The following is a 24,757-nucleotide window of genomic DNA, read 5'->3' on the forward strand; positions in this document are numbered from 1 at the left end:
TACCGGTAAAAATGGAGGGCATCATGTCAGAAAAGAGAAAAGGCTATATTACGTGGGATGAATATTTCATGGGCGTCGCAAAGCTGTCGGCCATGCGTTCCAAGGATCCCAGCACCCAGGTGGGGGCCTGTATCGTCAGCGAGGACAATAAGATCCTGTCCATGGGCTACAACGGCTTTCCCAAGGGCTGCTCCGACGATGAATTTCCCTGGGGAAAGGGCGACCCGGACGATTACAACGATAAATATTTATATGTGACCCACAGCGAGCTGAACGCCATTTTAAATTACCGGGGCGGGAGCCTGGAGGGGAGCAAGCTGTACGTGACCCTGTTCCCCTGCAACGAGTGTGCCAAGGCCATCATCCAGGCCGGGATCCGGACCATTATCTACGAAAGCGACAAGTATGCCGATACCCCCGCTACCCGGGCGTCCAAGCGGATGTTAAATGCGGCGGGAGTCCGGTATTACCAGTACAGCCCCACGGGAAGAAAGATCGAGTATTATGTGTAAAAAATTTCTGCTGGCGGCAGTGAACGCCAGATATATCCACTCCAATCCGGGCGTTTACAGCCTGCGGGCCTTTGCAAAGGAACGGCTTCCGGAGGCGGAGATCCAGATCGCGGAGTATACCATCAACCATCAGATGGATCGGATCTTACAGGACATTTACAGGAAAAAGCCGGATTTTGTCGGCTTTTCCTGTTATATATGGAACATTTCCCAGGTGTATGAGCTGGTCAGGGACTTAAAACAGGTATTGCCGGAAACGGAGATCTGGTTAGGCGGGCCGGAGGTGTCCTATGACAGCGGCAGGATCCTTTCCCAGGAGCCGGAGATCCGTGGGATCATGCGCGGCGAGGGGGAGCTGACCTTTTCTCAGGTGGCGGAGGCATATCTGGCTGCGGAGGACCGTCTGGCGGCAGAGGATCCAGAGGACAGGCTCCTGGCCCGCCTGGAGGGGATCCTGGGGATCACCTACCGGGACGGCTCCGGAGAGATCCGTGAAAACGGTCCCCAGCGCCTCCTTTCTATGGATGAGATCCCATTTTATTATAAGGATATGGCAGGCTTTGAAAACAGGATCGTTTATTATGAGAGCAGCCGCGGCTGTCCCTTTTCCTGCAGCTACTGCCTGTCCTCCATCGACAAGTCGGTGCGGTTCAGGAGCCTTTCCCTGGTGAAAAAGGAACTGGATTTCTTTCTGGAAAGGAAGGTCCCCCAGGTAAAGTTCGTGGACCGGACCTTTAACTGCCGGAGGGAGCATACCCTGGGGATCTGGAAGCATATCCTGGACCATGACAACGGCGTCACCAACTTCCATTTTGAGGTGTCGGCGGATCTGTTCGACCAGGAGGAGCTGGAAATGATCGGCCGGATGCGGCCCGGACTCATTCAGCTGGAGATCGGCGTCCAGTCCACCAATCCGGATACCATCCGGGAGATCCGGAGGAAAATGGACCTTACGAAGCTTGAGGCCGCTGTGGACAGGGTCCATGGATACCGGAATACCCACCAGCATCTGGATCTGATCGCCGGACTGCCCTGGGAGGGGCTGGATTCCTTTTTACAATCCTTTGACGACGTGTACCGTATGGAGCCGGACCAGCTCCAGCTGGGCTTTTTAAAGGTGCTGAAGGGCTCTTATATGGCATCCCAGGCCGGGGCCTACGGCCTCCGTTACCGGATGACGCCGCCCTATGAGGTATTGTCCACCCGCTGGCTCTCCTATGAGGATGTGATCCGGTTAAAGGCCATGGAGGAAATGGTGGAGGTCTATTATAACAGCGGCCAGTTTTCCAATACCTTAAAGCTTCTGGAGCAGGAATATCCCTCTCCGTCGGAGCTGTTCCTGGATCTGGCCGCGTATTATGAGGACCATGGCTTTGCCGGCCTGAGCCACAGCCGAATGGCCAGATATGAGATCCTTTATGGGTTTATAAAGGAGAGGGAGGAAAGGAAAATGGGGCATGGCCAGGGCGGGGAAGCGCCGGAGCCTCAGACATGCCTTTCAGCCTTTCGGGACCGGCTCATGGAGGATCTGTATTTAAGAGAAAATGCCAAAAGCCGTCCGTCCTTTGCCATGGACCAGGGGCCCTTTAAGGACAGGATCCGGGAGTTTTTCCAGACCGAGGAGCAGGAAAGAAGGTGGCTTCCGGCTTATAAGGATCATGACAGCCGCCAGATGGCGAACATGGCCCATTTAGAGGCCATGGAGGACGGGAGCTTCCTCCTGTTTGATTACAAGGAACGGGATCCCCTGTGGAAAAATGCCCGGACCTTGCGGTTCACATATGAAGAAACATGTGCAGGCACAGAAAGAGGAGAGTATGAGAGAATCAAAGAAGGCCAGAGCAGAACGGGTGGACGCCATCCTGGCGCGGCTGGACGCGGAGTATGGCACCGAGTACCGCTGCTATCTGGATCATGAAACGCCCTGGCAGCTCCTGATCGCCGTGATCTTAAGCGCCCAGTGTACCGACGCCCGGGTCAACATCGTCACAAAGGAACTGTTTAAAAAATACAGGAGCCTGGAGGATTTTGCGGCGGCAGAGCTTTCGGAACTGGAGCAGGACATCCACTCCACGGGCTTTTATCACATGAAGGCAAAAAATATCATTTCCTGCTGTAAGGATCTGGTGGAAAAGCACGGAGGCACCGTTCCCAGGGAGCTTTCGGAGCTGACGGCCCTGGCGGGAGTGGGAAGAAAGACGGCCAACGTGATCCGGGGCAATGTATACGACGATCCAAGCATCGTGGTGGATACCCATGTGAAGCGGATCTCAAAAAAGCTGGGGCTCACAAAGGCTGATGATCCGGAGAAGGTGGAATATGAGCTGATGGAGGTGCTGCCAAAGGATCACTGGATCCTATGGAATATCCATATCATCACCCTGGGCCGTACCATCTGTACTGCCAGAAATCCCAAATGCAGACAGTGCTTCTTACGGGAGCTGTGTCCGTCGGCAGGAGGTATGAAGGGATGATGGCAGAACGGGAGAGGAATATAGTGAATGCGGCAGACTCCTATGTGGCCATTGATCTGGAGACCACAGGGATCGGGGCAAAGCGGGAGAGGATCACGGAGATCGGCATGGTAAAGGTGGAAAATGGGGCAGTGACAGATACGTACCATACCCTGGTGAACCCGGGCCGTCCCATACCGGAGCACATTACGGAGCTGACCGGGATCGATGACGATATGGTAAAGGACGCTCCCATGATCCAGGATGTGATCGGGGAGGTCATCGCCTTCTGCGGAACGCTTCCGGTCCTGGGCCACCAGATCATGTTTGACTATGGCTTTCTGGTCCAGGCGGCGGTCAATGGGAAGCTGCGGTTTGAGCGGTCCGGCATCGACACCTTAAAGCTCTGCCGGAAATTCATGCCGCCGGAGGAAAAGAAGAACCTGGCGGCGGCCTGCGCCTATTTCCATGCGGCCCAGGACACGGCCCATCGGGCCCTTTCAGACGCCATGGCGGCCCACGAGCTGTACCAGGCCATGAAGCGGCTGCATCTGTCCGGCAATGAGGATGCTTTTGCGCCCAAGGTCCTCCAGTACAAGGCAAAAAAGGAAAGGCAGGCTACCCAGAGGCAAAAACAACACTTGCATGATCTGCTAAAATATCATAAAATAGAGCTGACTGTCCCCATAGATTCCATGTCGGGAAATGAGATCTCCAGAGAGACCGACCGAATCATCTTTACCCATGGAAGGATTCCGGAAAATGAGAGGGGCAGGGATAAGAAACCGGAATAAAGATAAAATGAAATAAAAGAGGTGAAAGTCATGATAAATATGAATAATAAGAAAACAAAGAAGATCATCTCCACCATCGTTGTGGTCCTGGTGGTTGCGGCTATGGTGATCCCCATGATCCTGGGCTCCTTAATGTCTATGATGTAAAAGGAGAGGGATATGAGAAAATATGTATGGAGTACAGGTACGGCTGCGATGATGGCAGCCGGCCTGTTTTTTGCAGAGCCATTTCCTGCCCAGGCTGCGGAACCCATGCCGGCGGGAGTCTCCGTGGACGGCGAGAGCCTGGAGGGGCTCACTGAGGCCGAGGCGGAGGAGCAGGTGCAGAGCCGTGTGGACGAGAAGCTGGCCCGGGAGGTCGCGCTGACCATCGGGGAAATGTCCTTTGCGGCCAGCTCCGGCGATCTGGGCATCGCCTGGAAAAATGAGGACCAGGTGAGGCAGGCCTTAAAGGACGCAGAGGTCAAAGGCAATCTGATCCAGAGATATATGAAGAAAAAGGATCTGGAAGCGGAGCCGGTGGATCTGGAGCTGGAATTTTCCGCAGATCCGGAGAAGATCTCCGCGTTTGTGGCCACGGAATGTGAGGATGCGGTCCGGGAGGCCTCTGATGCCTCCATTACCAGGGAAAACGGTGAATTTGTACTTACCCCGTCGGTGGTGGGGACCACCGTGGATCCGGAGGCCACAGGGGCAGCCATCGGAGAGGCTGTGAGCCAGGCGGACGGCACTTCGGGAACGGTCTCTGCTGCGGCAGTGGTGACAGAAAAGCAGCCGGAGATCACCACAGAGGAGCTGTCCTCTATTAAGGACGTGCTGGGGACCTTTTCCACCAGCTTTAAGACCAGCGGAGCTTCCCGTTCCACCAATCTCCAGGTGGGAGCGGCCAAGATCAACGGCCGGGTGCTGATGCCGGGGGAGGTGCTGTCGGGATATGAGTGCATGCAGCCCTTTACGGTCGCCAATGGCTACCGGGCGGCCACGGCCTATGAGAACGGGCGGTCTGTGGACAGCATCGGCGGCGGCGTATGCCAGATATCCACGACCCTTTATAACGCTTCTCTGCTGGCGGAGCTGGAGATCGTCCAGAGGCAGAACCATTCCATGACCGTGGGATATGTGAAGCCGTCCATGGACGCGGCCATTGCTGGAACGTATAAGGATATCAAGATCCGGAATCCATACGATACGCCCATTTATGTGGAAGGGGTCACCTCCGGAAAGACGCTGACCTTTACCATTTATGGAAAAGAAACAAGACCGGCAAACCGGACCCTGAAATTTGAGTCTGTGACGCTCCAGGTCATGGGAGCCGGAGCGCCCATTGAGCAGGTGGACAATTCCCTGGCCCCGGGAGCCAGGGTCAAGGTGGACTCCGGCCATACGGGTCTTAAGTCGGAGCTTTATAAGTGCGTATATGTGGACGGAGAGCTGAAGGAGCGGACCCTTTTAAATAAGGATACGTATAACGCCTCCAGGCCCATTTACCGGGTGGGACCGGCGGCTCCGGCAGTAACGGATCCAGGTGCAGCGGTGCCTGGAGCGGATCCGGCGGCTCCGTCCGGCGGGACTTCAGAAACGCCTGCGGGAACCACACCTCCGGCAGTGCCGGAGACCCCGGCGGCGGAAAATACGCCTCCGGCGGAGGTCCCGCAGGGGCCGGGCTATACGCCTGGTCCAGGGATGCCCGGAGACCCGGCTGGAAACAGCAGTCCGGGAGGAAATGAAGGCCCCGGCCAGAATGCGGGTCCTGGAGGTCCTGGAGCAGAGAACGGCGGCGGAGCGCCTGGCCCCGGCGGTGAGCCGGGACCTGGGAACCCAGCCGGACCGGGAGCATAGGAGAGTCGGAATGAGAAAGATCGAGCGGGAACCCCATGGCAGGGGACGCTTTGTGCCGGGCCAGGATCTGGTGGTGGCCGGATGCATCGGCAAGGCGGGAGCTCTGGCTGCCATGGAAAAGAAAAAAGAAGCGCTGGAGGCCAGATTCCATGGCGTATTTCTGGACCGTCTTAAAACGGCGGCGGAGAGCTCTCTGGATCTGTCCCAGGAATTTTTTGAGGATCCTGGCGTAACTGAATGGGAATATGTGGAGGAGGGCGGCATTCTGGCCGCCCTCTGGAATATATCGGGGGCCTATGAGCAGGGGATCTCATTCTCCCTTCTGAAGATCCCGGTGAGCCAGGAGATCATAGAGGTATGCGAACTATTTGATTTAAATCCTTACCGTCTCCGTTCGGGCCATTGTATGCTGATGGTCTCAGACCATGGATGGGATCTGGCGGAACGGCTCAGGGAAATGGGAGCCGAGGCGGCGGTCATCGGAAAGGTGGAGCGGGGGATCGCCAGAAAAATGACGGGTCTTGGCAGCACCGGGTTTCTGGAGCGGCCTCAGCCGGACGAGGTATTAAAACTGGGATAAAAAAGCTGTCCGGAGGAAGATACGGGGAAGGCCTTCGGAAAATATGTGATGGATCGGGGACGGGGAAACTTGAGGACATAAGGAGGCGCGTTATGCGTGAAAAGATTCTGACCATTATGGAAAAAAACAGCCGGATCGATCTGGCGGACCTGGCCGCTCTCCTGGGAGAGAGCGAGATCGCGGTGGCCAATGAGATCGCCGATATGGAGAAGGAAAATATCATCTGCGGCTACCATACGATGATCAACTGGGACAAGACCGGGGAGGAGCTGGTGACTGCCCTGATCGAGGTAAAGGTGACGCCCCAGAGGAATATGGGATTTGAAAAGATCGCGGAGCGGATCTACCAGTACAGTGAGGTGAATTCCGTTTATCTCATGTCCGGAGCGTATGATTTTACGGTGATCGTAGAGGGAAAGACCATGCGCCAGATCGCCCAGTTCGTTTCGGAAAAGCTGTCCACCATGAATTCTGTCTTGAGCACAGCAACCCATTTCATCCTGAAAAAATATAAGGACCATGGAACCGTCATGTGCGAAAGACCGGAAGATGAAAGGATGATGATCACCCCGTGAGAAACCCGTTATCAGAAACCATCACAGCCATCCCCCCGTCGGGGATCCGTAAATTTTTTGACATCGTAAGCGAGATGAAGGACGCCATATCCCTGGGCGTAGGTGAACCGGATTTTGACACGCCCTGGCACATCCGGGATGAAGGGATCTATTCCCTGGAGAAGGGGCGGACCTTTTATACGTCCAACGCAGGACTGAAGGAGCTGAAGCTGGAGATCAGCCGGTATTTAGAGCGGCGGTTTGACGTGGGCTATGACCCGGACCGTGAGATCATGGTCACTGTGGGAGGAAGCGAGGCCATCGATATTGCTCTCCGGGCCATGCTGGATCCGGGAGACGAGGTGCTGATCCCTCAGCCAAGCTACGTTTCCTATGTGCCGTGTACCATTCTGGCCGGAGGCGTTCCGGTGACGGTTGAGCTGGAAGAAAAGGACCGGTTCCGCCTCACAAAGGAAAAGGTGCTGGAAAAGCTCACACCTAAAACAAAGATCCTGGTGCTTCCATTTCCCAACAATCCCACCGGCTCTATCCTGGAGAAGGAGGATCTGGAGGCGATCGCCGACGTGGTCCGCGAGAAGGACCTGTTCGTGATCTCAGATGAGATCTATTCGGAGCTGACCTATGGGAGACATCACTGTACCATCGCGGCTCTTCCTGGGATGAAAGAGAGGACTGTACTGATCAATGGCTTTTCCAAATCCTATGCCATGACTGGCTGGCGGCTGGGCTATGCCTGCGCGCCGGAGGCGATCCTGAGGCAGATGCTGAAGATCCACCAGTATGCCATCATGTGCGCGCCCACCACCAGCCAGTATGCGGCGGTGGAGGCCTTAAGAAACGGAGACCGGGACGTGGAGGAGATGCGGGAGGCCTATGACCAAAGACGGAGGTTCCTGGTCAAGGCTCTGAGAGACATGGGCTTTGACTGCTATGAGCCCCAGGGGGCTTTTTACGTATTCCCCTGCATTAAAAAGTTTGGTATGAGCTCCGATACGTTTGCGTTGCGGCTTTTGGAGCAGGAGAAGGTGGCTGTGGTGCCTGGGACTGCCTTTGGAGACTGCGGAGAGGGATATCTGAGGATTTCTTACGCGTATTCGCTCCAGGACCTTAAGCGGGCACTGGAGCGCATGGGCCGGTTTGTGGCCAGCCTGGAGGAAATGTAGAATGAATATTGTATTATACGAGCCGGAGATGCCGGCCAACACGGGAAACATTGGGAGGACCTGCGTGGCGACCAACACCAGGCTCCATCTGATCGAGCCCCTGGGCTTTAAGCTGAGTGAAAAGCATCTGGTACGGGCCGGTCTGGATTACTGGGACAAGCTGGATGTGACAGTATACAGTGATTTTGCGGATTTTTTAAAGAGAAATCCCGGTGCAAAGCTTTATATGGCCACCACCAAAGCGCCGGCGGTCTATACAGATGTGGAGTATGAGCCGGACTGTTATCTGATGTTCGGCCCGGAAAGCCGCGGCATTCCGGAGGAGATCCTGGTGGAGTATCAGGAAACGTGCGTCCGGATCCCCATGTGGGGGGACATCCGGTCCTTGAACCTGTCCAATTCTGTGGCTGTCCTCCTTTACGAGGCACTGCGGCAGAACGGGTTTGAGAAGATGACCATGGAGGGCCATCTCCACCGGCTGGAATGGAAGGAATAGGATTCTATATTTTAGGGGAGGTGCCGTATGCGTTACAGAAGACTGGGAAAGACGGAGCTGATGGTCAGCGAGATCGGCCTGGGAGCCGAATGGCTGGAGCGTCACAACGCGGAGGAATGCCGGGCGGTCATTGACCGGTGCGGGGAGCAGGGGATCAATATCCTGGACTGCTGGATGCCGGAGCCCAACGTGCGGAGCAACATCGGGGCAGCCATCCGGGGAAAGAGGGAGCGCTGGTTCATCCAGGGCCACCTGGGCTCCACCTGGCAGAACGGCCAGTATGTGCGGACCCGGGACATGGAGAAGGTGAAGGAGGCTTTTGCGGATCTCCTGGAGCGTCTGGGAACAGACTACATCGACCTGGGCATGATCCACTACGTGGACCGGGAGGACGAGCTGGATTCTATCGTAAACGGCCCGTTTTACGCTTACGCAAAGGAATTGAAGGAAAAGGGCGTGATCCGTCATATCGGTCTCAGTACCCATAACCCCAGGGTGGCGAAAAAGGCGGTGGAGCTGGGGATCGTGGAAATGATGCTGTTCAGCATCAATCCGGCCTTTGATCTGCTTCCAGCGTCTGAGGATATGAATACATACTTTGCCGAGGAGTACGATCAGGCCCTGGGCGGCATTGATAAAGAGCGGGCAGAGCTTTACCGGCTCTGCGAGAAGAACGATGTGGGCCTTACGGTCATGAAGGGCTTTGCGGGAGGCCGGCTGTTTGATGCAAAGCGTTCGCCTTTTGGCGTGGCGCTGACTCCGGTCCAGTGTATCCATTACGCCCTTACAAGGCCGGCAGTGGCCTCCATTCTGGCGGGATATGATACGCCGGAGCATGTGGATGAGGCTGTTTCTTATGAAACAGCCACGGAGGCGGAAAAGGATTATGCCAGCGTTCTGGCCTCTGCCCCCCGCCACGCCTACGACGGCCAGTGTACCTACTGCGGCCACTGTAAGCCGTGTCCTGCGGGCATCGATATTGCCATGGTCAATAAGCTCTATGATCTGGCCTCCATGCAGCCGGAGGTCCCGGCATCGGTCCGCGCCCATTATGAGGCGCTGGAACGGACGGCTGCCGACTGCACCGGCTGCCGCGGCTGCGAGACCCGCTGTCCCTTCCATGTTCCCGTGGCAGAGCGGATGGAGAAGGCCAGGGCGCTGTTTGCGGAAGGGGAATAAAGCGGTATCCCTTTTAGACACAAAAGAAAGCTCCGGAGATGGGAAGTCCGGGGCTTTCTTTTTGTGCAGCTATGATATTAAAATTTCATGCCAGCCTGCTTTTCTTTGATTCAATGCAAGCCTCATCAGTCCCTCTGTCTGATCGGCCATAAACAGAGGGATGTTCAGTACATCACCGTCCAGCCGCAGGTTATCCAGGAAGAAACGGATGCGGAGTTTGACTTTATCCGGGAACAGCTCCTTGGATTCACGGGCTCTGGCCCTGCTTTCATCAAAGTTAAAATAAGCAGTATTTTCAAAGTAACGTCTGCCGGACTCTTTGAGGAACCAGGTCCTGTCTATCTGCTGGACTCCCTTCAGAATATAAAAATAATGATTGCCAGACAGGGAACCCTGCAATATAATGTCGATATGGGAAACCACAGAGCCAGGCGGCTTACCCTCTGATTTTTCGGAGGGGCTAACCCTCCAGACGAAAGAAAGGAGGGCCTGCCAATGTATGTTACATACTCTGACCTGATTCAGATTGGAATATTCATTGTTGCCCTTGTCGGTCTCATTTGTGAGATTTTCAAGGGAAGAAAATAGCCGCCATTACTCGCAATAATGACGGCTGACCCTTTTCAGAGGGAATAAAGCATATTGTTGAGGGTAGGCCGTTTCTGTGGCTTTCCCTTTTTCTATCTTCAATATAGCACATCTTAAAAAGGATTACAAGAGAAAATAAGCTGTTGTTATCATCAGGTCACTTTCATAAACAATAATATATAGGGCAGGGGACCACCCGGATCAATACCTATGAAGGAGGAAGGCCGCGAGAGCTGTGAAAGCAGAAAGCCATGGTATTAAAATTTCATGCCAGCCTGCTTTTCTATGATCCAATGCAAGCCTCATCAGCCGGTCTATCTGATCGGCCATAAATAGAGGGATGTTCAGTACATCACCGTCCAGCTATTGCAGGGCATCCCCGCTGTCAATCAGGAATTCTGGGAACGCCATTGGACCGTTCTGCATGAAACTGACGACCTTAGGACATACTCATGCAACTATTTTTGTCCTTTATTGACGGGCATTTGTCCTGAATTTCCGATATACTCCCATATTTTTTGCATTATAAACATAAAAAATCATCACAAACAGGCTGAAAGGATGGTCAAACATAGTTTTGGTGTCAAATTCATGTAAGCAGATAGACTCTAACTAAAATCATGAAAATAGATTTATAAGAGCAAAATATTTGTTAGCATGAATATCAAAATAGCAGAACAAGGACAACGCGGTGCGGACCGGACAGTGTACATCGCCTTAACGCGGTCCGTGCGCTGGAAAAACATTCCAAAATAATGGCTCATCAGCAATGACCATTTGCGGATTGGGCGTCAGGAAAATGGAAATCTTTCCTTTTTGATGGAGACCACTAGTGATTTGATGATGAAAAAAGAATGTGGCAGAATAAAGACGATTATTTCATACTATTATTAATAATTCGTTATAATAAATCATATTAAGTTTTTTAAAACATATAAAACATCATACACACAAACAAAGATAAATATTTGGCGATTTTGTTGAAAAATACCAGCCATATATGATAGTATATGTACATATTTAGGAAAAGTAAGGAGGCAAAACCATATGGACAAAGCAAAACAGCAGATCGTGGAAACTGTCGACGCGGCCCGGGAGGACCTGCTTGCCCTGTCAAAAAACATCCATGACAACCCGGAGCTGGGCTTCCAGGAGTTTAAGGCCATGGGCTTTATCAGCGATACACTGGAAAAGCATGGATTTACGGTTCAGAGAGGCTACGGCGGCCTGGAAACATCCTTCCGCGCAGATCTTTGCGGAAGCGGCGAGGGGCCGACGGTGGCGTTCCTGGCGGAGTATGATGCCTTAAACGGAATTGGCCACGGGTGCGGCCATAACCTGATCGCCACCTGTTCCGTAGGCGCATTTCTGGGACTGGCGCCTTTGATGAAGGAGCTGCCGGGGCGGATCTCCATCATCGGTACACCGGCGGAAGAGGGCGGAGCCGGAAAGGTGAAGCTCCTGGCCAACGGAGCCTTTGACGATGTGGATTTTGCTTTGATGATGCATCCCTCGGGCGGTGGCTCCAACCTGGTAGGCCGGGGAGGCCGGGCGGCATGTACCGTAAGAGTGGACTTTACGGGAAAAGGAGCCCACTCCTCCGCTCCGCAGAACGGGATCAATGCGCTTAGCGCGGTGATCAGTGTGTTTAACCAGATCGACATGATGCGCCCCACATTTGATCCCCAGGATAATATCAATGGGATCGTTACCAACGGCGGTGCGGCGGCCAATATTATCCCGGCCAGCGCTGGCTGCGCTTTCTGTCTCCGGGCAGATACCATGAAGAGGATTGAGGTTCTGATCGACCTGATCAAAACGTGTGTAGCTAACGCGGAAAAGCTGACGGGAGCCAAAGGACAGGTGGCCTGGGATGATATTTCTGCTGAACGGTATCCCAGCCGGCCCATGTGCCAGGCGTTTAAGGACAATATGCATGAACTGGGGATCGAAATGACCTGGCCGGATCCGAAAAAACAGTACGGCTCTTCGGATATTGGAAATGTGTCCATTAAGATCCCGGCGATCCATGATTATCTGTCCATCACGGATGATAAGACCATCCAGGCCCATACGGTGGAGTATACGGCTGCATCTGGTACGCCGGAGGCCAACGAGGTATGTCTGAAGGGTGCCAAGGGACTGGCTATGACTGGATACGATATTTTATCGGATCCGGATTTCCAGAAGGAGATCAAGGAATATCACGATAAACAGATCCCGGATTTTTACAAACATTAACAAAAAGTAATGCAGACCAGGGGCGGAACAGGGTTTCTGCCTCTGGTCTTTGAGAAAGAGAGGGGCAGGGTATGGAGCTTTACCAACTGAGATATTTTGCGAGGGCGGCAGCTTATGAGAACATATCCATGGCGGCCCAGGATCTTCATGTGACCCAGCCGTCCATCAGCAAAGCGGTGAAGGCATTGGAAAAGGAGCTCCAGGTGGAGCTGATGCGGAGGAACGGAAAATATTGTGAGCTGACCCATGAGGGCCGCCGGTTTCAGGCCAGGATCCTGCCAGTGCTGGCTGAGTTGGATGAAATCCCGGCAGAGATCCAGAACCGGAGAGCCAGAAAACAGATCCGGATCAATGTATTGTCGGCCTCCTTTATGATGCCGTCCCTTATAAAAAAATACAGAGAAACTCATCCGGACGTTTTTTTCACTCTTCTGGACCGGAGGGAGGCGATCAACTGGGACATCTGTATCCGCAGTACGCTTCCAGAGGTATTTTTCAGTAATGCTGTTAAACTCATGGATGAAAGACTGCTTTTTGCATGTAAAAAGGGGACAGAGCTGGCAGAGAAGGAGCGTATCTCTTTAAGAGATCTGACAGATGTGGATTTTATTGTATTAAAAAAGGGAGGGAGTATCCGGGCCGTTTCGGATAAAAAGTTCAAAGAACGTGGATTTATACCAAGAATTTCGTACGAGTGTGACAATCATTATATATTGAAACGAATGGTGGAGGAGGGGCTGGGAGTAGCTATATGGCCAGAATATTCCTGGAGAAGAAAACTTGAAGAAGAGGATGATGGATCCGGTATATGCTTAAAACCATTAGATATTGCGGAATTTACCCGATCTTTATATTTGATACGGCAAAAAGATGTGAAATTAACGGAAAATATAGAAGAATTTATTGAGTTTACCATTGATTATTTTGATATGATAAAAAAATAACGGGTAAACTTTTAAAAATCAGAAAATATTCCCGTTAAGAATGGATTGTATTCTCAAGAATTATTGGACAAACGAAGCATTCAAAATTATAATGAACTTATTAAAAAGCGCTTTTAAAAGGTCGAACCAGTAAAATGGCCGGGGTGTACGAACTCCCCCTTTCTTTTGAAGGCGTTTTTGCGCGTTTTTAAAACAGAAGGGATGTGAGGGCAGTCGGCGGTGCAGTAAAAGGAGGCTCGTGAAAAGTATGATGAAAAAGAGATTTCGTGTAATGGCAGCGTTGATGGCAATGGCAGTTATGGCAGGAAGCCTGACCGGATGTGGTGGAAACAAAAATGCTCCAGCAGAAACGGGAAGTGCATCTTCAGGGACTGCGGCAGAAGGAAACAGCGGCGGAGCAGCAGGATCAAGTGAAATTAACGCTGCAAAACCGGCGGAAGGAATGGCATTAAAAGAAGATATCGTGATTGGAATGCAGTCCAAACACACAACTGTGGATGCTATGGATGCCAGCAATACCCAGCATAACTATATGTACCGTATGGTATATGATACACCGGTTCATTTTAATAATACAACAAAGGAACTGGAACCCTCTCTGGCAGAAGAGTGGTCCACAGAGGATGGTGGAAAAACATACATTTTCAAACTTCGGGATGGTGTAAAATTCCATAATGGAGAGATATTAAAGGCTTCAGACTTTGTTTTTACCTTTAACCGGATGGAGGGAACTACTTCCTGTAATGGTGTATTTCTAAAGGTAGAGAGCGTGGAAGCGGTAGACGATCTGACTGTAAAAATGACACTGGTAGATCCGAACCTGGACTGGCCGTACATGATGACTCTCCCAACTGCCAGCATTATGAACGAAAAGGCAGTTACAGACGATCCGGAGAAAGGACCGGCCGTAGGCACTGGTCCATGGATGGTTGATTCTTATGAGTTTGGAAACTATACAAAGCTTGTAGCATTTGAAGACAGCTGGAGAGGAGCTCCCAATGCAAAGAGCTTTACCTTCCGTTATATTCCTGAGGATTCGGCCCGCCTGATCGCACTCCAGAATGGAGAAATCGATATCTGTCAGACGCCGGCTGCCATTGAGCTTGGAAGGATTGAAGAGGACCCGGCTCTGGATCTGATTTCTTACAAAGGTGGATCTTTGACATATATGGCTTTCAATACCCAGAAAGATCCTGCCAAAGACGAAAATTTACGTAAAGCAGTTGCCCATGCCATTGATATTGATTCCATCATCGCTGTTGCAGCGGAAGGCCGTGGAGAAAAGGCTACATCCTTCTGGGGATGGGATGAATTTGGATTCTATGATTGCGGCGGATATACAAGAGATCTGGATAAGGCAAAAGAATATCTTGCAAAAGCATTCCCCAACGGAAATGCTGCCCTGGATATTTCTGTTGGAGCAGACCGTAAAACGATTGCTGAGATGATCCAGAGCCAGTGTAAAGAAATTGGCCTGACCATAAACATTGTTGAACTGGATTCTGCCGGAATCAGTACCACGACTACCAACGGTGAGCACCAGTCCTGTCTCTATGGTATGGGATTCAATATCTTCGGCGACGATGCAAGACGTATCTTACAGCCGGGTTCCGCAGTGAACAAAGCCCATTACGACAGCCCGGAGGTTATGGAATTATTAGATAAAGCAGTTGCAGAAGAGGATGAAGCAAAGAGACTGGATTATTATAAGCAGATCCAGGAAAATGTTTACGAACACGTTCCATATATTCCGATCTATTATGCAGACGGATTCATCGGCGTTAAAAAAGGAACTGGCGGAATCGATATCTACCCGACCAGCCACCATGATTTCTCCAACATTTTCGTTCCAGCCGAATAATTTCCGGATATAATATGTACATTTTTCGGAAAGAAGCGGCTCTTTGAAGAGCCGCTTCTTTTTAAAAAGCATTTTCCAGAACAGGAGGATGATGTATGCACCGATACATAATTAAAAGACTTTTATTAATGATTCCCGTTATCATTGGAGTTTCATTCCTTGTATTTTTTATCATGGATCTGGCTCCCGGCGATGCGGTAGATATCTTGGCTCCGGAGGGAGCGACAGCGGAGGATCTGGAAGCGATCCGTCATGATCTGGGTCTGGATCAGCCGGTCATTGTACGGTATGTGAAATATATGGGCGGTATGCTTCATGGAGATATGGGAGTTTCCTATGTATCAAAGACTGATGTATTCGATACATACATGGAAAAGCTCCCGGCAACGATCAAGCTTTCATTTGCATCGATCCTGGTTTCGATCCTGTTGTCGGTACCATTGGGAATTTATTCAGCTACCAGGCAGGGAACGGTCCAGGATAATATCAGTATGATCGTGGCTATGATCGGACTTTCTATGCCGAACTTCTGGCTGGGGCTGCTCCTTATCATTGTCTTTTCACTAAACCTGGGCTGGTTCCCGTCTGGCGGCGATCAGACCCTGTCCTCCATCGTACTTCCGGCAATTACCATAGGAACCGGGCTCATGGCTACCTTGACGAGAACGACCCGTTCTTCTATGCTGGATGTTTTAAAACAGGAGTATTTACGAACCGCAAGGGCAAAGGGAATCCCGGAAAAAATTGTAATCACATCCCATGCCTTGAGAAATGCGCTGATTCCGATCATTACGATTATTGGAACACAGCTGGCCGGCGTATTGGGCGGAAGCGTTCTTACAGAAACAGTATTTGCTTGGCCGGGAGTCGGCCGCCTGATCGTGGACTCTCTGAATATGAGGGATACTCCGCTGGTTACAGGCAGCATTATTATGACAACAATTCTCCTTAGTATTATTCTGCTTCTCGTTGACCTGCTTTATGCAGTTGTGGATCCTCGGATCAAAGCACAGTATGTGGCAAAAAGGGGGAAAAAGAAACATGGCTAAAACCGTTGAAGCAAATGCTCCCAGAAAAGCACGCAGCCAGATGGGAGAGGTATGGCATCAGTTTAGAAGAAATAAAGGCGCTATGGTCGGTTCTGCCATTGTACTGATCATCGTATTCGTTGCACTGTTTGCAGATGTCTTCCTGGATTATGATACCCAGGTAGTAGGACAGAATGTTGCAGAGCGTCTTCAGTGGCCCAGCGCAAGGCACTGGTTTGGAACAGATGAGCTGGGACGGGATATCTTTTTCCGCGTACTTTATGGAACGAGATTTTCATGCTCCGTGGGGCTGGTGGCTGTTACCATTGGTCTGGTGATCGGCGTAACCCTGGGAGCCATTGCAGGCTTTTATGGAGGAACCCTGGAGGAAGTGATCATGCGAAGCACAGATATCCTGGGAGCTGTTCCCAATATGCTGATGGCGATTGTTATCGTATCCGTTCTCGGACAGAGTATCTGGAATCTGATGCTGGCAGTGGGAATTACGAGCGTGCCGCAGTTTGTACGTATTACAAGGGCTGCGGTACTGACTGTGAGGAACCAGGAATATGTAGAAGCGTCGAAGGCCATAGGGTTATCAAACAGAAGGATTATTTTTAAGCACATTCTTCCCAATTGCCTGTCTCCGATCATCGTCCAGGCAACGCTCCGTGTGGCATCTGCTATTATTTCTGCTTCCAGTTTAAGCTTCCTGGGACTGGGTGTTCCTGCTCCGTCTCCAGAATGGGGAGCTCTTCTTTCCGGAGGAAGAAAATATATCCGTGATTATTCCTACATGACGCTGTTCCCAGGTCTTGCCATTATGATCACTGTACTGGCGCTGAATATGATGGGAGACGGCCTTAGGGACTCTCTGGATCCGAAACTTAAGAAATAGGAGGGCGGCAGAATGGAAGAACAGAAAGATATGGTCCTTGAGGTTGAGAACCTTAATGTAAAATTTGTAATGGAAGAAGAGACTGTGGAGGCAGTTAATAATATAAGCCTTCATATAAAAAAAGGGGAAACCCTGGGACTGGTGGGAGAGACCGGTGCAGGAAAAACCACAACAGCATTGTCCATTATGAGATTGGTGGACTCGCCCCCCGGAGTTCTGGAATGTGATAAGCTGGAGGTGTGCGGCCAGGACGTGATGGGAATGTCCATCACCGAGCTGGAGCATATCCGGGGAGGCCTGGTATCCATGATCTTCCAGGATCCGATGACCTCTCTGAACCCGGTATTTACTGTGGGACAGCAGATCGCAGAAAGTCTGGAGCGTCATGAGCACCTTAATAAGAATGACGCATGGAAAAAGGCAGAGGATATGCTGGAGCTGGTTGGTATTCCAAGAGAGAGAGCCATCGAATATCCGCACCAGTTTTCGGGCGGCATGAAGCAGAGGGTGATCATTGCCATTGCCCTGGCGTGCAGTCCGCAGCTCTTAATTGCAGATGAGCCCACAACTGCCCTGGATGTGACGATCCAGGCCCAGATCCTTCAGCTGATGCGGGAATTAAAGCAGAAAAAGGATACGTCCATGATCATGATCACCCACGACCTGGGAATCGTGGCAGAGACATGTGACCGGGTAGCAGTCATGTATGCTGGAAAGATCATTGAAGAGGGAAATCTGGATGAAGTTTTCAATCACACACTGCATCCGTATACCGAGGGGCTTTTCAACTCTCTTCCAAATATCAAAAATAGACGGAGCAAGTTGGAGCCGATCCGCGGTCTGATGCCGGATCCCACAAATCTGCCCAGGGGCTGTGCCTTTGCTCCAAGATGCAATTACGCGACAGATGCGTGCAGGGAAAGAAGACCGGAGCTGGTGTCCTTCGGAGGAACTCATAAAGCGGCATGTCTGGCGTACGAGAATCCGGACTTCCATATTGAGAGGGGGAAAAAGAATGGCTGAAAATATACTGGAAGTAAAGCATCTGAAAAAATATTTTAAAACAGCCCGTGGAACCCTCCATGCGGTGGATGATGTGAGTTTTACCATTGAAAAGGGAAAAACACTGGGAATTGTTGGAGAGTCCGGATGTGGAAAATCGACGACTGGACGTGCTATTTTAAGACTTTTGGAACCAACTGACGGCCAGGTGATCTTTAATGGCCAGGACATCACGGCTTTGAGCAGTAGTAAGATGCGGCAGATGCGCCGGGATATGCAGATCATCTTTCAGGATCCGTTTTCTTCTCTGGATCCTAAGAAGACTGTGAGTCAGACCATTGCGGAGCCCATTATTGAAAACAAGATCTTGAAAGATAAAAAGGCGATCGATGCCAGAGGCCGTGAGCTGATGGCTACGGTAGGACTGGCGGAGCGGCTTGTAAATGCGTATCCCCATGAGTTGGATGGCGGGCGCAGACAGCGTATCGGGATTGCCCGTGCTCTGGCTATGGAGCCCAAGTTTATTGTATGTGACGAGCCAGTATCAGCCCTGGACGTTTCCATCCAGGCTCAGATCCTGAACCTGCTGCAGGAATTAAAAGAACAGATGGGGCTTACTTTTATTTTCATTACCCATGATCTCTCAGTGGTGAACCACTTTGCTGACGAGATCGCTGTAATGTATCTGGGACAGCTGATTGAAAAGGCTCCGACAGAGGAGCTGTTTGACCATCCGGTCCATCCGTACACAAGGGCCCTTCTTTCAGCAATCCCGATTCCAGAAGTGGGAATAGAAAGGCCTGAGAGAATTCTTCTCCGGGGAGAGATCAGTTCGCCGATCGATCCGCCAGATGAGTGCCGGTTTGCGAAACGATGCAATTATGTATGCGACCAGTGTCATAAATCCTGCCCACAGCTGGTGGAGATATCAGAAGGTCATTTTGTATCATGCCATTTATGGGAAAATTTTAAATAAAAATGTAATGTATTCAGGAGGGTTTACACCATGTATCAGGTATCAGATCATACCAGATCCCAGTTTGAAAAGATGCTGGGGCTTGCCAGCGTAAAGGAAGCGCTGGTCTTCATCGAGGCCAATCAGCCGGAGGCCATTGAGGAGCAGAAGGAGCTGGTGCTCATCGAGGCTCCCACCGGCCATGAGGAAAACCGCGCCAAGGTATTCGCTGAGAAATTCAAGGCGCTGGGACTGGAGGACGTCCACACAGACCGGGGCGGCAATGTGATCGGCATCCGCCGCGGAACAGGAAAGGGGCCGAAGGTGCTGATCGAGGGCCATATGGATACCGTATTCCCCTTTGGGACTGTGAAAGGCGTGGAGGAAAAGGACGGCTTTCTGTATGCTCCCGGGATCGGCGATGATACAAGAGCGCTGGCTATGCTCCTGTGCCTGATCCGTACCCTCAATAAAACGGGGATCCAGACTGCCGGAGATATCGTATTTGTGGGAACCACCCGGGAAGAGGGAATGGGCGGCCTTGGCGGAATGAAGGATTTCCTTGCAGATAATGATGACATCGACATTTCCCTCAGCCTGGACAACAACGACATGAGCCTTCTGGTGTTCGAGGCCACCGGCGGCGAGACGTATGAGGTGAATTTCTACGGAATCGGCGGCCATGCCTTTGGCTGCTTCGGAAAGATGGCCCAGCCGGTCCATGCGGCGGCCAGGGCTGTGGCAAAGATCGCTGACTTTGTGGTTCCGTCGGATCCCAAGACCAGCTTCTGTGTGTCCAATTTCCACGGAGGAAACGATGCGGGCGTCCATGCGATCGCGCCCAAGGCCACAATCAAATTCAACTTCCGGTCCAATTCCCAGGAGGAGCTGGCGAAATTAAGGACCAATATCTTCAACGCCATTGAAGAGGCCTGCCAGGAGGAGACCGCAAAATGGGGTCAGGATACGATCACCTGGGATAAAAAGCTCATCAGCAGCGTACCGGGAGGAACCCAGGACATGCATGCTCCTCTGGTAGAAACTGCATACATGGGCCTGAGCCATCTGGACGTAGAGCCGGTGATCCACAGAGGCGGCTGCACCAACGCCAACGTGGCCGTTGCCAAGGGACTTCCGGCGCTCTGTATGGGCCGTGCCTATGCCCCGGATGAAAATTCCAAGAATATCATGAACCACAGCATCCATGAAAAGTTCCCCATCAACGGCGCTTATAAGGCCATCCAGCAGGCATTTTTAGTGCTGATGATGGCAGTCGGGATCGAGGGGGAATTTGATTCCATCACAGGCATCGGAGCAGAAAAATAGTCGGAAAAGAGGACATGGATCTTATGAAAAAGACAAGCTTTATTGCCACTGGAGACGCATTTATCACGCGCCGGTTCCCGGAGGGCGGATATGAGGGGTTCGAGGCCGTCCGGGACTGCATCATGCAGCACGATGTGAAATTTTCCAATCTGGAGATGACCTTCCATGACCATGAGGGGTATCCGGCCGCCTTTTCCGGCGGCACCTGGGCCATGGCGGATCCCAGGACCCTGGACGATATGAAGTCCTTTGGGTTTAACCTTTACAATACAGCCAACAACCACTCCCATGATTACAGCCATGGCGGCGTTCTGGCCACCATCGAGCATTTACGGGAACGGGATATGATCTTTGCCGGAACGGGAAAGAACCTGGGAGATGCGTCCAGACCGTGCTATCTGGAAACAAAGAAGGCCAGAGTGGCCATGATCGGCGTCACCTCGTCCTTCCATGAATCCGGTATGGCAGGCGGCCAGAGCGCAGATATGTGCGGCCGTCCGGGACTGAATCCTCTGCGCTTCGAGACCGTTTACCATGTGACCCAGGAGTATTATGACCAGGTTGCAGGCCTGGCGGCTCTTACAAAGGTCAACGCGTCCATGGAGAATTCTGTGAAGAATGGATATAAGAATCCGCCGCCGGAGGGGACCTTCCTGTTTGGAAAGTATAAATTCAAGCTGGATGAAACCAACTGGATCGAGAGCATCCCCAACGAAACGGATATGGCCCGGATCGAGGGAGAGATCCGGGAGTCCGGAAAGCAGGCGGACGTGGTGCTGGTGAGCATCCATGCCCATGAGACCGATGCGGGCGATACAAAGGTGCCGGCCATGTTCCTGGAGACCTTTGCCAGACGCTGTGTGGATGCTGGTGCAGATGTTATCATCGGCCATGGTCCTCATGAGCTTCGGGGGATCGAGATCTATAAGGGGAAACCCATTTTTTACAGCCTGGGGAATTTCCTGTTTGAAACGGAGACCGTGGATCTCCAGCCTTATGATGCGTATTTAAATAAGAAGCTTCCCCTGGATACAAAGGTGGGGGCATATATGGATGACCGGAGCAAGATGGGAACCGTGGGGTACGGAGTCCTGCCGGAGATCTGGTTTTCTGTTATGGCTGCCTGGGACATGGAAGATGGGAAGACCACGGAGATCCGCCTGTACCCCATTTCCCTGGGTATGGAACGGGTACGCTCCCAGAAGGGCGTGCCGGTAATGACTGGAGACGAAAAGGTCCTGGAGTATCTGGCGGAGCTTTCGGCTCCCTACGGAACCGCCATGGAGATCCGGGATGGCGTAGGTTATATCCGACTGAAATAATGCATTGACAGATTCTGGAGACGGCTGCAAAAACTCTCTCACTCCACTTGGCGCCGTCTCCTTTTTGCTTTTTATTTTGTACAAAATTTTTATACGTTTCTTTTTTCAGGTATATTTTTGTTAGAAAAAATATGTTATAATAAGGGAATCAAGCGACATCATTGGGAGGGATTACACATGAATCGAATCAACGCGGCCAACCAGGCCCTGTTTGAGGAGCTTGTAAAGCAGATCCAGATACAGGGAAACGCAGCGGGCATTGCCGTTGCCATTGTGGATGAAGAGGGAAAGACCCAGTATGAACAGTACTTCGGGTACAGGGATACGGAGCAGAAGCTGCCCATGGACGAAAATACGATCTTTGGTCTGGCATCTGTGACAAAGTCCTTTGTGGCTTTATCCATCATGCAGCTGGCAGAAAAAGGCCTCCTGGACCTGAACGATCCTGTGAGCCGGTATATTCCGGAGTTTACCAATAAGAATCAGGAAACGGTACGGATCCATCATTTCCTGAGCCACAGCGGCGGCTTTTATCCGGTACACAGGACTGTGGTAAAGGAGATCGCAGAGAAGCTGGGGATCTCCGAGGAGACAGAGGGCGACCTGGGTTACAGCGTGAAGCTGGCGGAGGCAGGAGCAAAGGCAGTGGCAGAGCAGCTGGATGCCCAGACTCCGGGCCACGGTCTCATTGGAAGACCGGGCGAATACATGAGCTACTGCAACGACGGCTATGGCCTCCTTTCTGAGATCGTCCGCCGGGTCGGAGGAGAGGCTTCCTTTGCAGACTATGTGAAAAAGAATATCCTGGATCCTCTGGAAATGGAGCGCAGCGGCTGCGATTACCTGCGGCCCAGACTGGATGAAAACAGCGCCGTATTATATAAGAAGGAGAACGGCGTCATGACCGGCTGCAAGGATTATTACGACGATGCCTTTGTCCTGGGCGGGGCCGGATCCATGAAGTCCACCATTTCCGATATGAAGAAGATCCTGTATATGTATCTGAACCATGGAAAGACGGCGGCCGGCGGCCGTATCCTTTCAATGGAAGGGATCCGGTCCATGTGCCGTCCGCGCATGGAGTACCGCCCAGAGAGCTGGTACTGCTTCGGACTGGCTACAAAGAAGATCGACGATGTGACCGTGGTGGAGCACGGGGGAAGCCTTACAGGCGTTTCCTCCAACATGTCCTGGTCCTATGATGCCGGCTGCGGAGTCATCGTTCTCTGCAACACCTCCGACGTACCGGTGAGTGCCATTGCCGATGCGGCCATGCGTATGTACCATGGCCGGAATCCGCTGGAGGACCGGGGACTTTACCAGGAAAATCCATGGTCAGAAAAGACCAGAAAGGCCGCAGTGGGCTGCTACCTTTCCAGCGAGGACTCCGAGGTGGAGATCCGGGAGAACGGAGACGGAGTTCTGGCAGTGGTAGAGGGCAGAGAGAAAAATCTGGTCATGGTCCAGGAAAACCTGGGGATCATCCGCGGCTATGCAAAGGACGCGTATCTGAAGCTCTTTAAGGATGAAAACGGCGGAGTGTTCGCCATCGGTTTTGGCGGACGGATGCTGCCGAGAAAATAAAATGGAGGTATTCAGCATGGACATTTATGAACAGATCACCAAAATGGCAGATGAGATCGCACCGGAGCTGGTAGCCCAGCGCCGCGATTTCCACAAGTTCGCAGAAAAAGGCTGGTTCGAGATGAGGACCTCCTCCATCATTGCCAGAAAATTGACAGAGATGGGGTATGAGGTCTTAGTGGGCGACCAGGTCTGCAAAAAAGATGCCAGAATGGGCGTTCCGTCGGATGAGGAGCTGGAGGAGCAGTATGAGAGAGCCGTGGCCCAGGGTGCGGATCCGGAGTTTGTAAAATATACAAAGGGCGGTATGACCGGAGTGATCGGTATCCTGCGCTGCGGAGAGGGCCCCACAGTAGCCATGCGTTTCGACATCGACGCACTGGGCGTATTTGAGGAAAAGGACAAATCCCACCGGCCTGCCTGCGAGGGCTTCGGCTCCGTCAACGAAGGCTTTATGCATGCCTGCGGCCATGACGGCCATGCCACCATCGGCCTGGGCGTGGCGAAGGTGCTGATGTCCATTAAGGATTCCCTTCACGGGACCATGAAGCTGATCTTCCAGCCAGCGGAGGAAGGCGTTCGCGGTGCGAAATCCATCGTGGAGAACGGCCATCTGGACGGTGTGGATTATCTCATCGGTTCCCACGTTTCCGATAAGGCTGCCGACGATCCGGCGGTGGTGATCCCGGGAAGCCATGGCTCCCTGGCTACTACCAAGTACGATGTCTTCTTCCACGGCGTTTCTGCCCATGCAGGCGGATCTCCGGAGAAGGGGAAAAACGTAATGCCGGCTGTGGCTACGGCTATCTTAAACCTGTACGGGATCCCGAGGAACTCCGCTGGAATGAGCCGGATCAATGTGGGGACTGTTGTGGCCGGAAGCGGCCGGAACGTGATCGCGGATGTGGCAAAGATGGAGATCGAGGTTCGCGGAGAGACCACAGAGATCAACCAGTATATGGAAGAATATGCAAAGAACATCATCGAGGGAGCGGCGAAGATGCACGGCTGCACCAGCGAGATGAAGGTCATGGGCTCTGCGTATTCCCTGACCAGCGACCAGGCCCTTATGGACCGGGTAAGACGTGTCTGCGAGGAAAACCTGCATCTTCCGGTTTCCGGGACCACCAGCAGCCGCAACGGCGGAAGCGAGGACGTTTCCTATATGATGCGCCGGGTACAGGAGCAGGGCGGCCAGGCTACCTTCATGCGGATCCTCACAAAGGAATCTGCGCCGGGCCATAACCGGAGGTTTGATTTTGACGAGCAGGCGCTTCCCAATGCGGTGAAGGTATTCTGCGGAACTGTATACGATATCCTTGGATAAAGGATGCGGAGAGGACCCGGACGGGTCCTCTTTTTTCGCGGGCAGAGGGCCAAAGTCCGTGCCTGCACGAGATTCTGGCGTCTGCCGCGG

21 protein-coding genes and 1 pseudogene are annotated in these 24,757 nt (G+C 52.2%); 21 read left to right on the forward strand and 1 reads right to left on the reverse strand.

All coding sequences use genetic code 11. The annotated features are described in order from the left end of the window. The first annotated feature begins 23 nt into the window (after positions 1-23). The 10 genes from WIH05_RS08510 (at position 24) to WIH05_RS08555 (ending at position 9,591) form a co-directional block, all read left to right on the forward strand. On the forward strand, positions 24-512 hold the full coding sequence (locus tag WIH05_RS08510; RefSeq protein ID WP_022272747.1) for a dCMP deaminase family protein: 489 nt from the start codon (positions 24-26) through the stop codon (positions 510-512). After that, positions 505-2,430 (forward strand): B12-binding domain-containing radical SAM protein, encoded by a 1,926-nt coding sequence (locus WIH05_RS08515; RefSeq protein WP_022272746.1) that lies wholly within the window; start codon positions 505-507, stop codon positions 2,428-2,430. Before WIH05_RS08510 ends, WIH05_RS08515 begins: the two co-directional genes overlap by 8 nt. Next, entirely contained in the window at positions 2,330-2,986 is a 657-nt protein-coding gene (gene nth / locus WIH05_RS08520; RefSeq protein WP_337425247.1) for an endonuclease III, read from the forward strand. Before WIH05_RS08515 ends, nth begins: the two co-directional genes overlap by 101 nt. Beyond that, on the forward strand, positions 2,983-3,759 hold the full coding sequence (locus tag WIH05_RS08525) for a 3'-5' exonuclease (protein WP_022272744.1): 777 nt from the start codon (positions 2,983-2,985) through the stop codon (positions 3,757-3,759). The genes nth and WIH05_RS08525 overlap by 4 nt, the downstream gene beginning before the upstream one ends. Positions 3,760-3,918: 159 nt before the next feature. After that, a complete protein-coding gene (locus WIH05_RS08530; protein ID WP_337425248.1) occupies positions 3,919-5,598 on the forward strand; it encodes a VanW family protein in 1,680 nt (559 codons plus the stop codon). A 10-nt stretch (positions 5,599-5,608) separates the two neighbouring features. Then, complete coding sequence (locus WIH05_RS08535) at positions 5,609-6,178, forward strand: hydrogenase maturation factor (protein ID WP_022272766.1); 570 nt, start codon at positions 5,609-5,611, stop codon at positions 6,176-6,178. 92 nt (positions 6,179-6,270) lie between these two features. Beyond that, the gene (locus WIH05_RS08540) at positions 6,271-6,753 is read left to right on the forward strand and encodes an Lrp/AsnC family transcriptional regulator (RefSeq protein WP_022272765.1); all 483 of its coding nucleotides are present in this window, start codon (positions 6,271-6,273) and stop codon (positions 6,751-6,753) included. Next, entirely contained in the window at positions 6,750-7,916 is a 1,167-nt protein-coding gene (locus WIH05_RS08545; protein ID WP_337425249.1) for an aminotransferase class I/II-fold pyridoxal phosphate-dependent enzyme, read from the forward strand. Before WIH05_RS08540 ends, WIH05_RS08545 begins: the two co-directional genes overlap by 4 nt. A 1-nt stretch (position 7,917) precedes the next feature. Continuing rightward, on the forward strand, positions 7,918-8,412 hold the full coding sequence (locus WIH05_RS08550) for a tRNA (cytidine(34)-2'-O)-methyltransferase (protein ID WP_022272763.1): 495 nt from the start codon (positions 7,918-7,920) through the stop codon (positions 8,410-8,412). A 27-nt stretch (positions 8,413-8,439) separates the two neighbouring features. After that, positions 8,440-9,591 (forward strand): aldo/keto reductase, encoded by a 1,152-nt coding sequence (locus tag WIH05_RS08555; protein WP_337425250.1) that lies wholly within the window; start codon positions 8,440-8,442, stop codon positions 9,589-9,591. Between the two features lie 69 nt (positions 9,592-9,660). Here the strand turns inward: WIH05_RS08555 and WIH05_RS08560 are convergent. After that, a pseudogene (locus tag WIH05_RS08560) lies at positions 9,661-9,843 on the reverse strand (hypothetical protein); the annotation flags it as partial. A 1,383-nt stretch (positions 9,844-11,226) separates the two neighbouring features. Between WIH05_RS08560 and WIH05_RS08565 the strand changes: the two are divergent. From WIH05_RS08565 to WIH05_RS08615, 11 genes are all read left to right on the forward strand, one after another. Then, a complete protein-coding gene (locus tag WIH05_RS08565) occupies positions 11,227-12,420 on the forward strand; it encodes a M20 family metallopeptidase (protein ID WP_022272308.1) in 1,194 nt (397 codons plus the stop codon). 71 nt (positions 12,421-12,491) lie between these two features. Continuing rightward, complete coding sequence (locus WIH05_RS08570; RefSeq protein WP_022272307.1) at positions 12,492-13,364, forward strand: LysR family transcriptional regulator; 873 nt, start codon at positions 12,492-12,494, stop codon at positions 13,362-13,364. A gap of 247 nt (positions 13,365-13,611) precedes the next feature. Next, positions 13,612-15,225 (forward strand): ABC transporter substrate-binding protein, encoded by a 1,614-nt coding sequence (locus tag WIH05_RS08575; RefSeq protein WP_022272306.1) that lies wholly within the window; start codon positions 13,612-13,614, stop codon positions 15,223-15,225. Between the two features lie 95 nt (positions 15,226-15,320). Continuing rightward, complete coding sequence (locus WIH05_RS08580) at positions 15,321-16,274, forward strand: ABC transporter permease (RefSeq protein ID WP_022272305.1); 954 nt, start codon at positions 15,321-15,323, stop codon at positions 16,272-16,274. Next, positions 16,267-17,151, forward strand: a complete 885-nt coding sequence (locus WIH05_RS08585; protein ID WP_022272304.1) for an ABC transporter permease — start codon at positions 16,267-16,269, stop codon at positions 17,149-17,151. The genes WIH05_RS08580 and WIH05_RS08585 overlap by 8 nt, the downstream gene beginning before the upstream one ends. Before the next feature lie 12 nt (positions 17,152-17,163). Beyond that, entirely contained in the window at positions 17,164-18,174 is a 1,011-nt protein-coding gene (locus WIH05_RS08590) for an ABC transporter ATP-binding protein (RefSeq protein WP_022272303.1), read from the forward strand. Continuing rightward, entirely contained in the window at positions 18,167-19,129 is a 963-nt protein-coding gene (locus WIH05_RS08595; RefSeq protein WP_337425251.1) for an oligopeptide/dipeptide ABC transporter ATP-binding protein, read from the forward strand. Before WIH05_RS08590 ends, WIH05_RS08595 begins: the two co-directional genes overlap by 8 nt. Before the next feature lie 30 nt (positions 19,130-19,159). After that, positions 19,160-20,434 carry a M20/M25/M40 family metallo-hydrolase gene (locus WIH05_RS08600; protein WP_022272301.1) on the forward strand — a complete coding sequence of 425 codons (1,275 nt, stop codon included), beginning with the start codon at positions 19,160-19,162 and terminating at the stop codon, positions 20,432-20,434. Positions 20,435-20,457: 23 nt separating this feature from the next. Then, complete coding sequence (locus WIH05_RS08605; RefSeq protein ID WP_337425252.1) at positions 20,458-21,756, forward strand: CapA family protein; 1,299 nt, start codon at positions 20,458-20,460, stop codon at positions 21,754-21,756. Between the two features lie 177 nt (positions 21,757-21,933). Continuing rightward, on the forward strand, positions 21,934-23,340 hold the full coding sequence (locus WIH05_RS08610; protein WP_337425253.1) for a serine hydrolase domain-containing protein: 1,407 nt from the start codon (positions 21,934-21,936) through the stop codon (positions 23,338-23,340). 16 nt (positions 23,341-23,356) lie between these two features. Then, positions 23,357-24,667 carry an amidohydrolase gene (locus WIH05_RS08615; protein WP_022272298.1) on the forward strand — a complete coding sequence of 437 codons (1,311 nt, stop codon included), beginning with the start codon at positions 23,357-23,359 and terminating at the stop codon, positions 24,665-24,667. Positions 24,668-24,757 lie beyond the last annotated feature (90 nt).

Origin of the sequence: Alitiscatomonas sp., from assembly GCF_037242085.1 — a bacterium.
Lineage (GTDB): Bacteria > Bacillota > Clostridia > Lachnospirales > Lachnospiraceae > Alitiscatomonas > Alitiscatomonas aceti.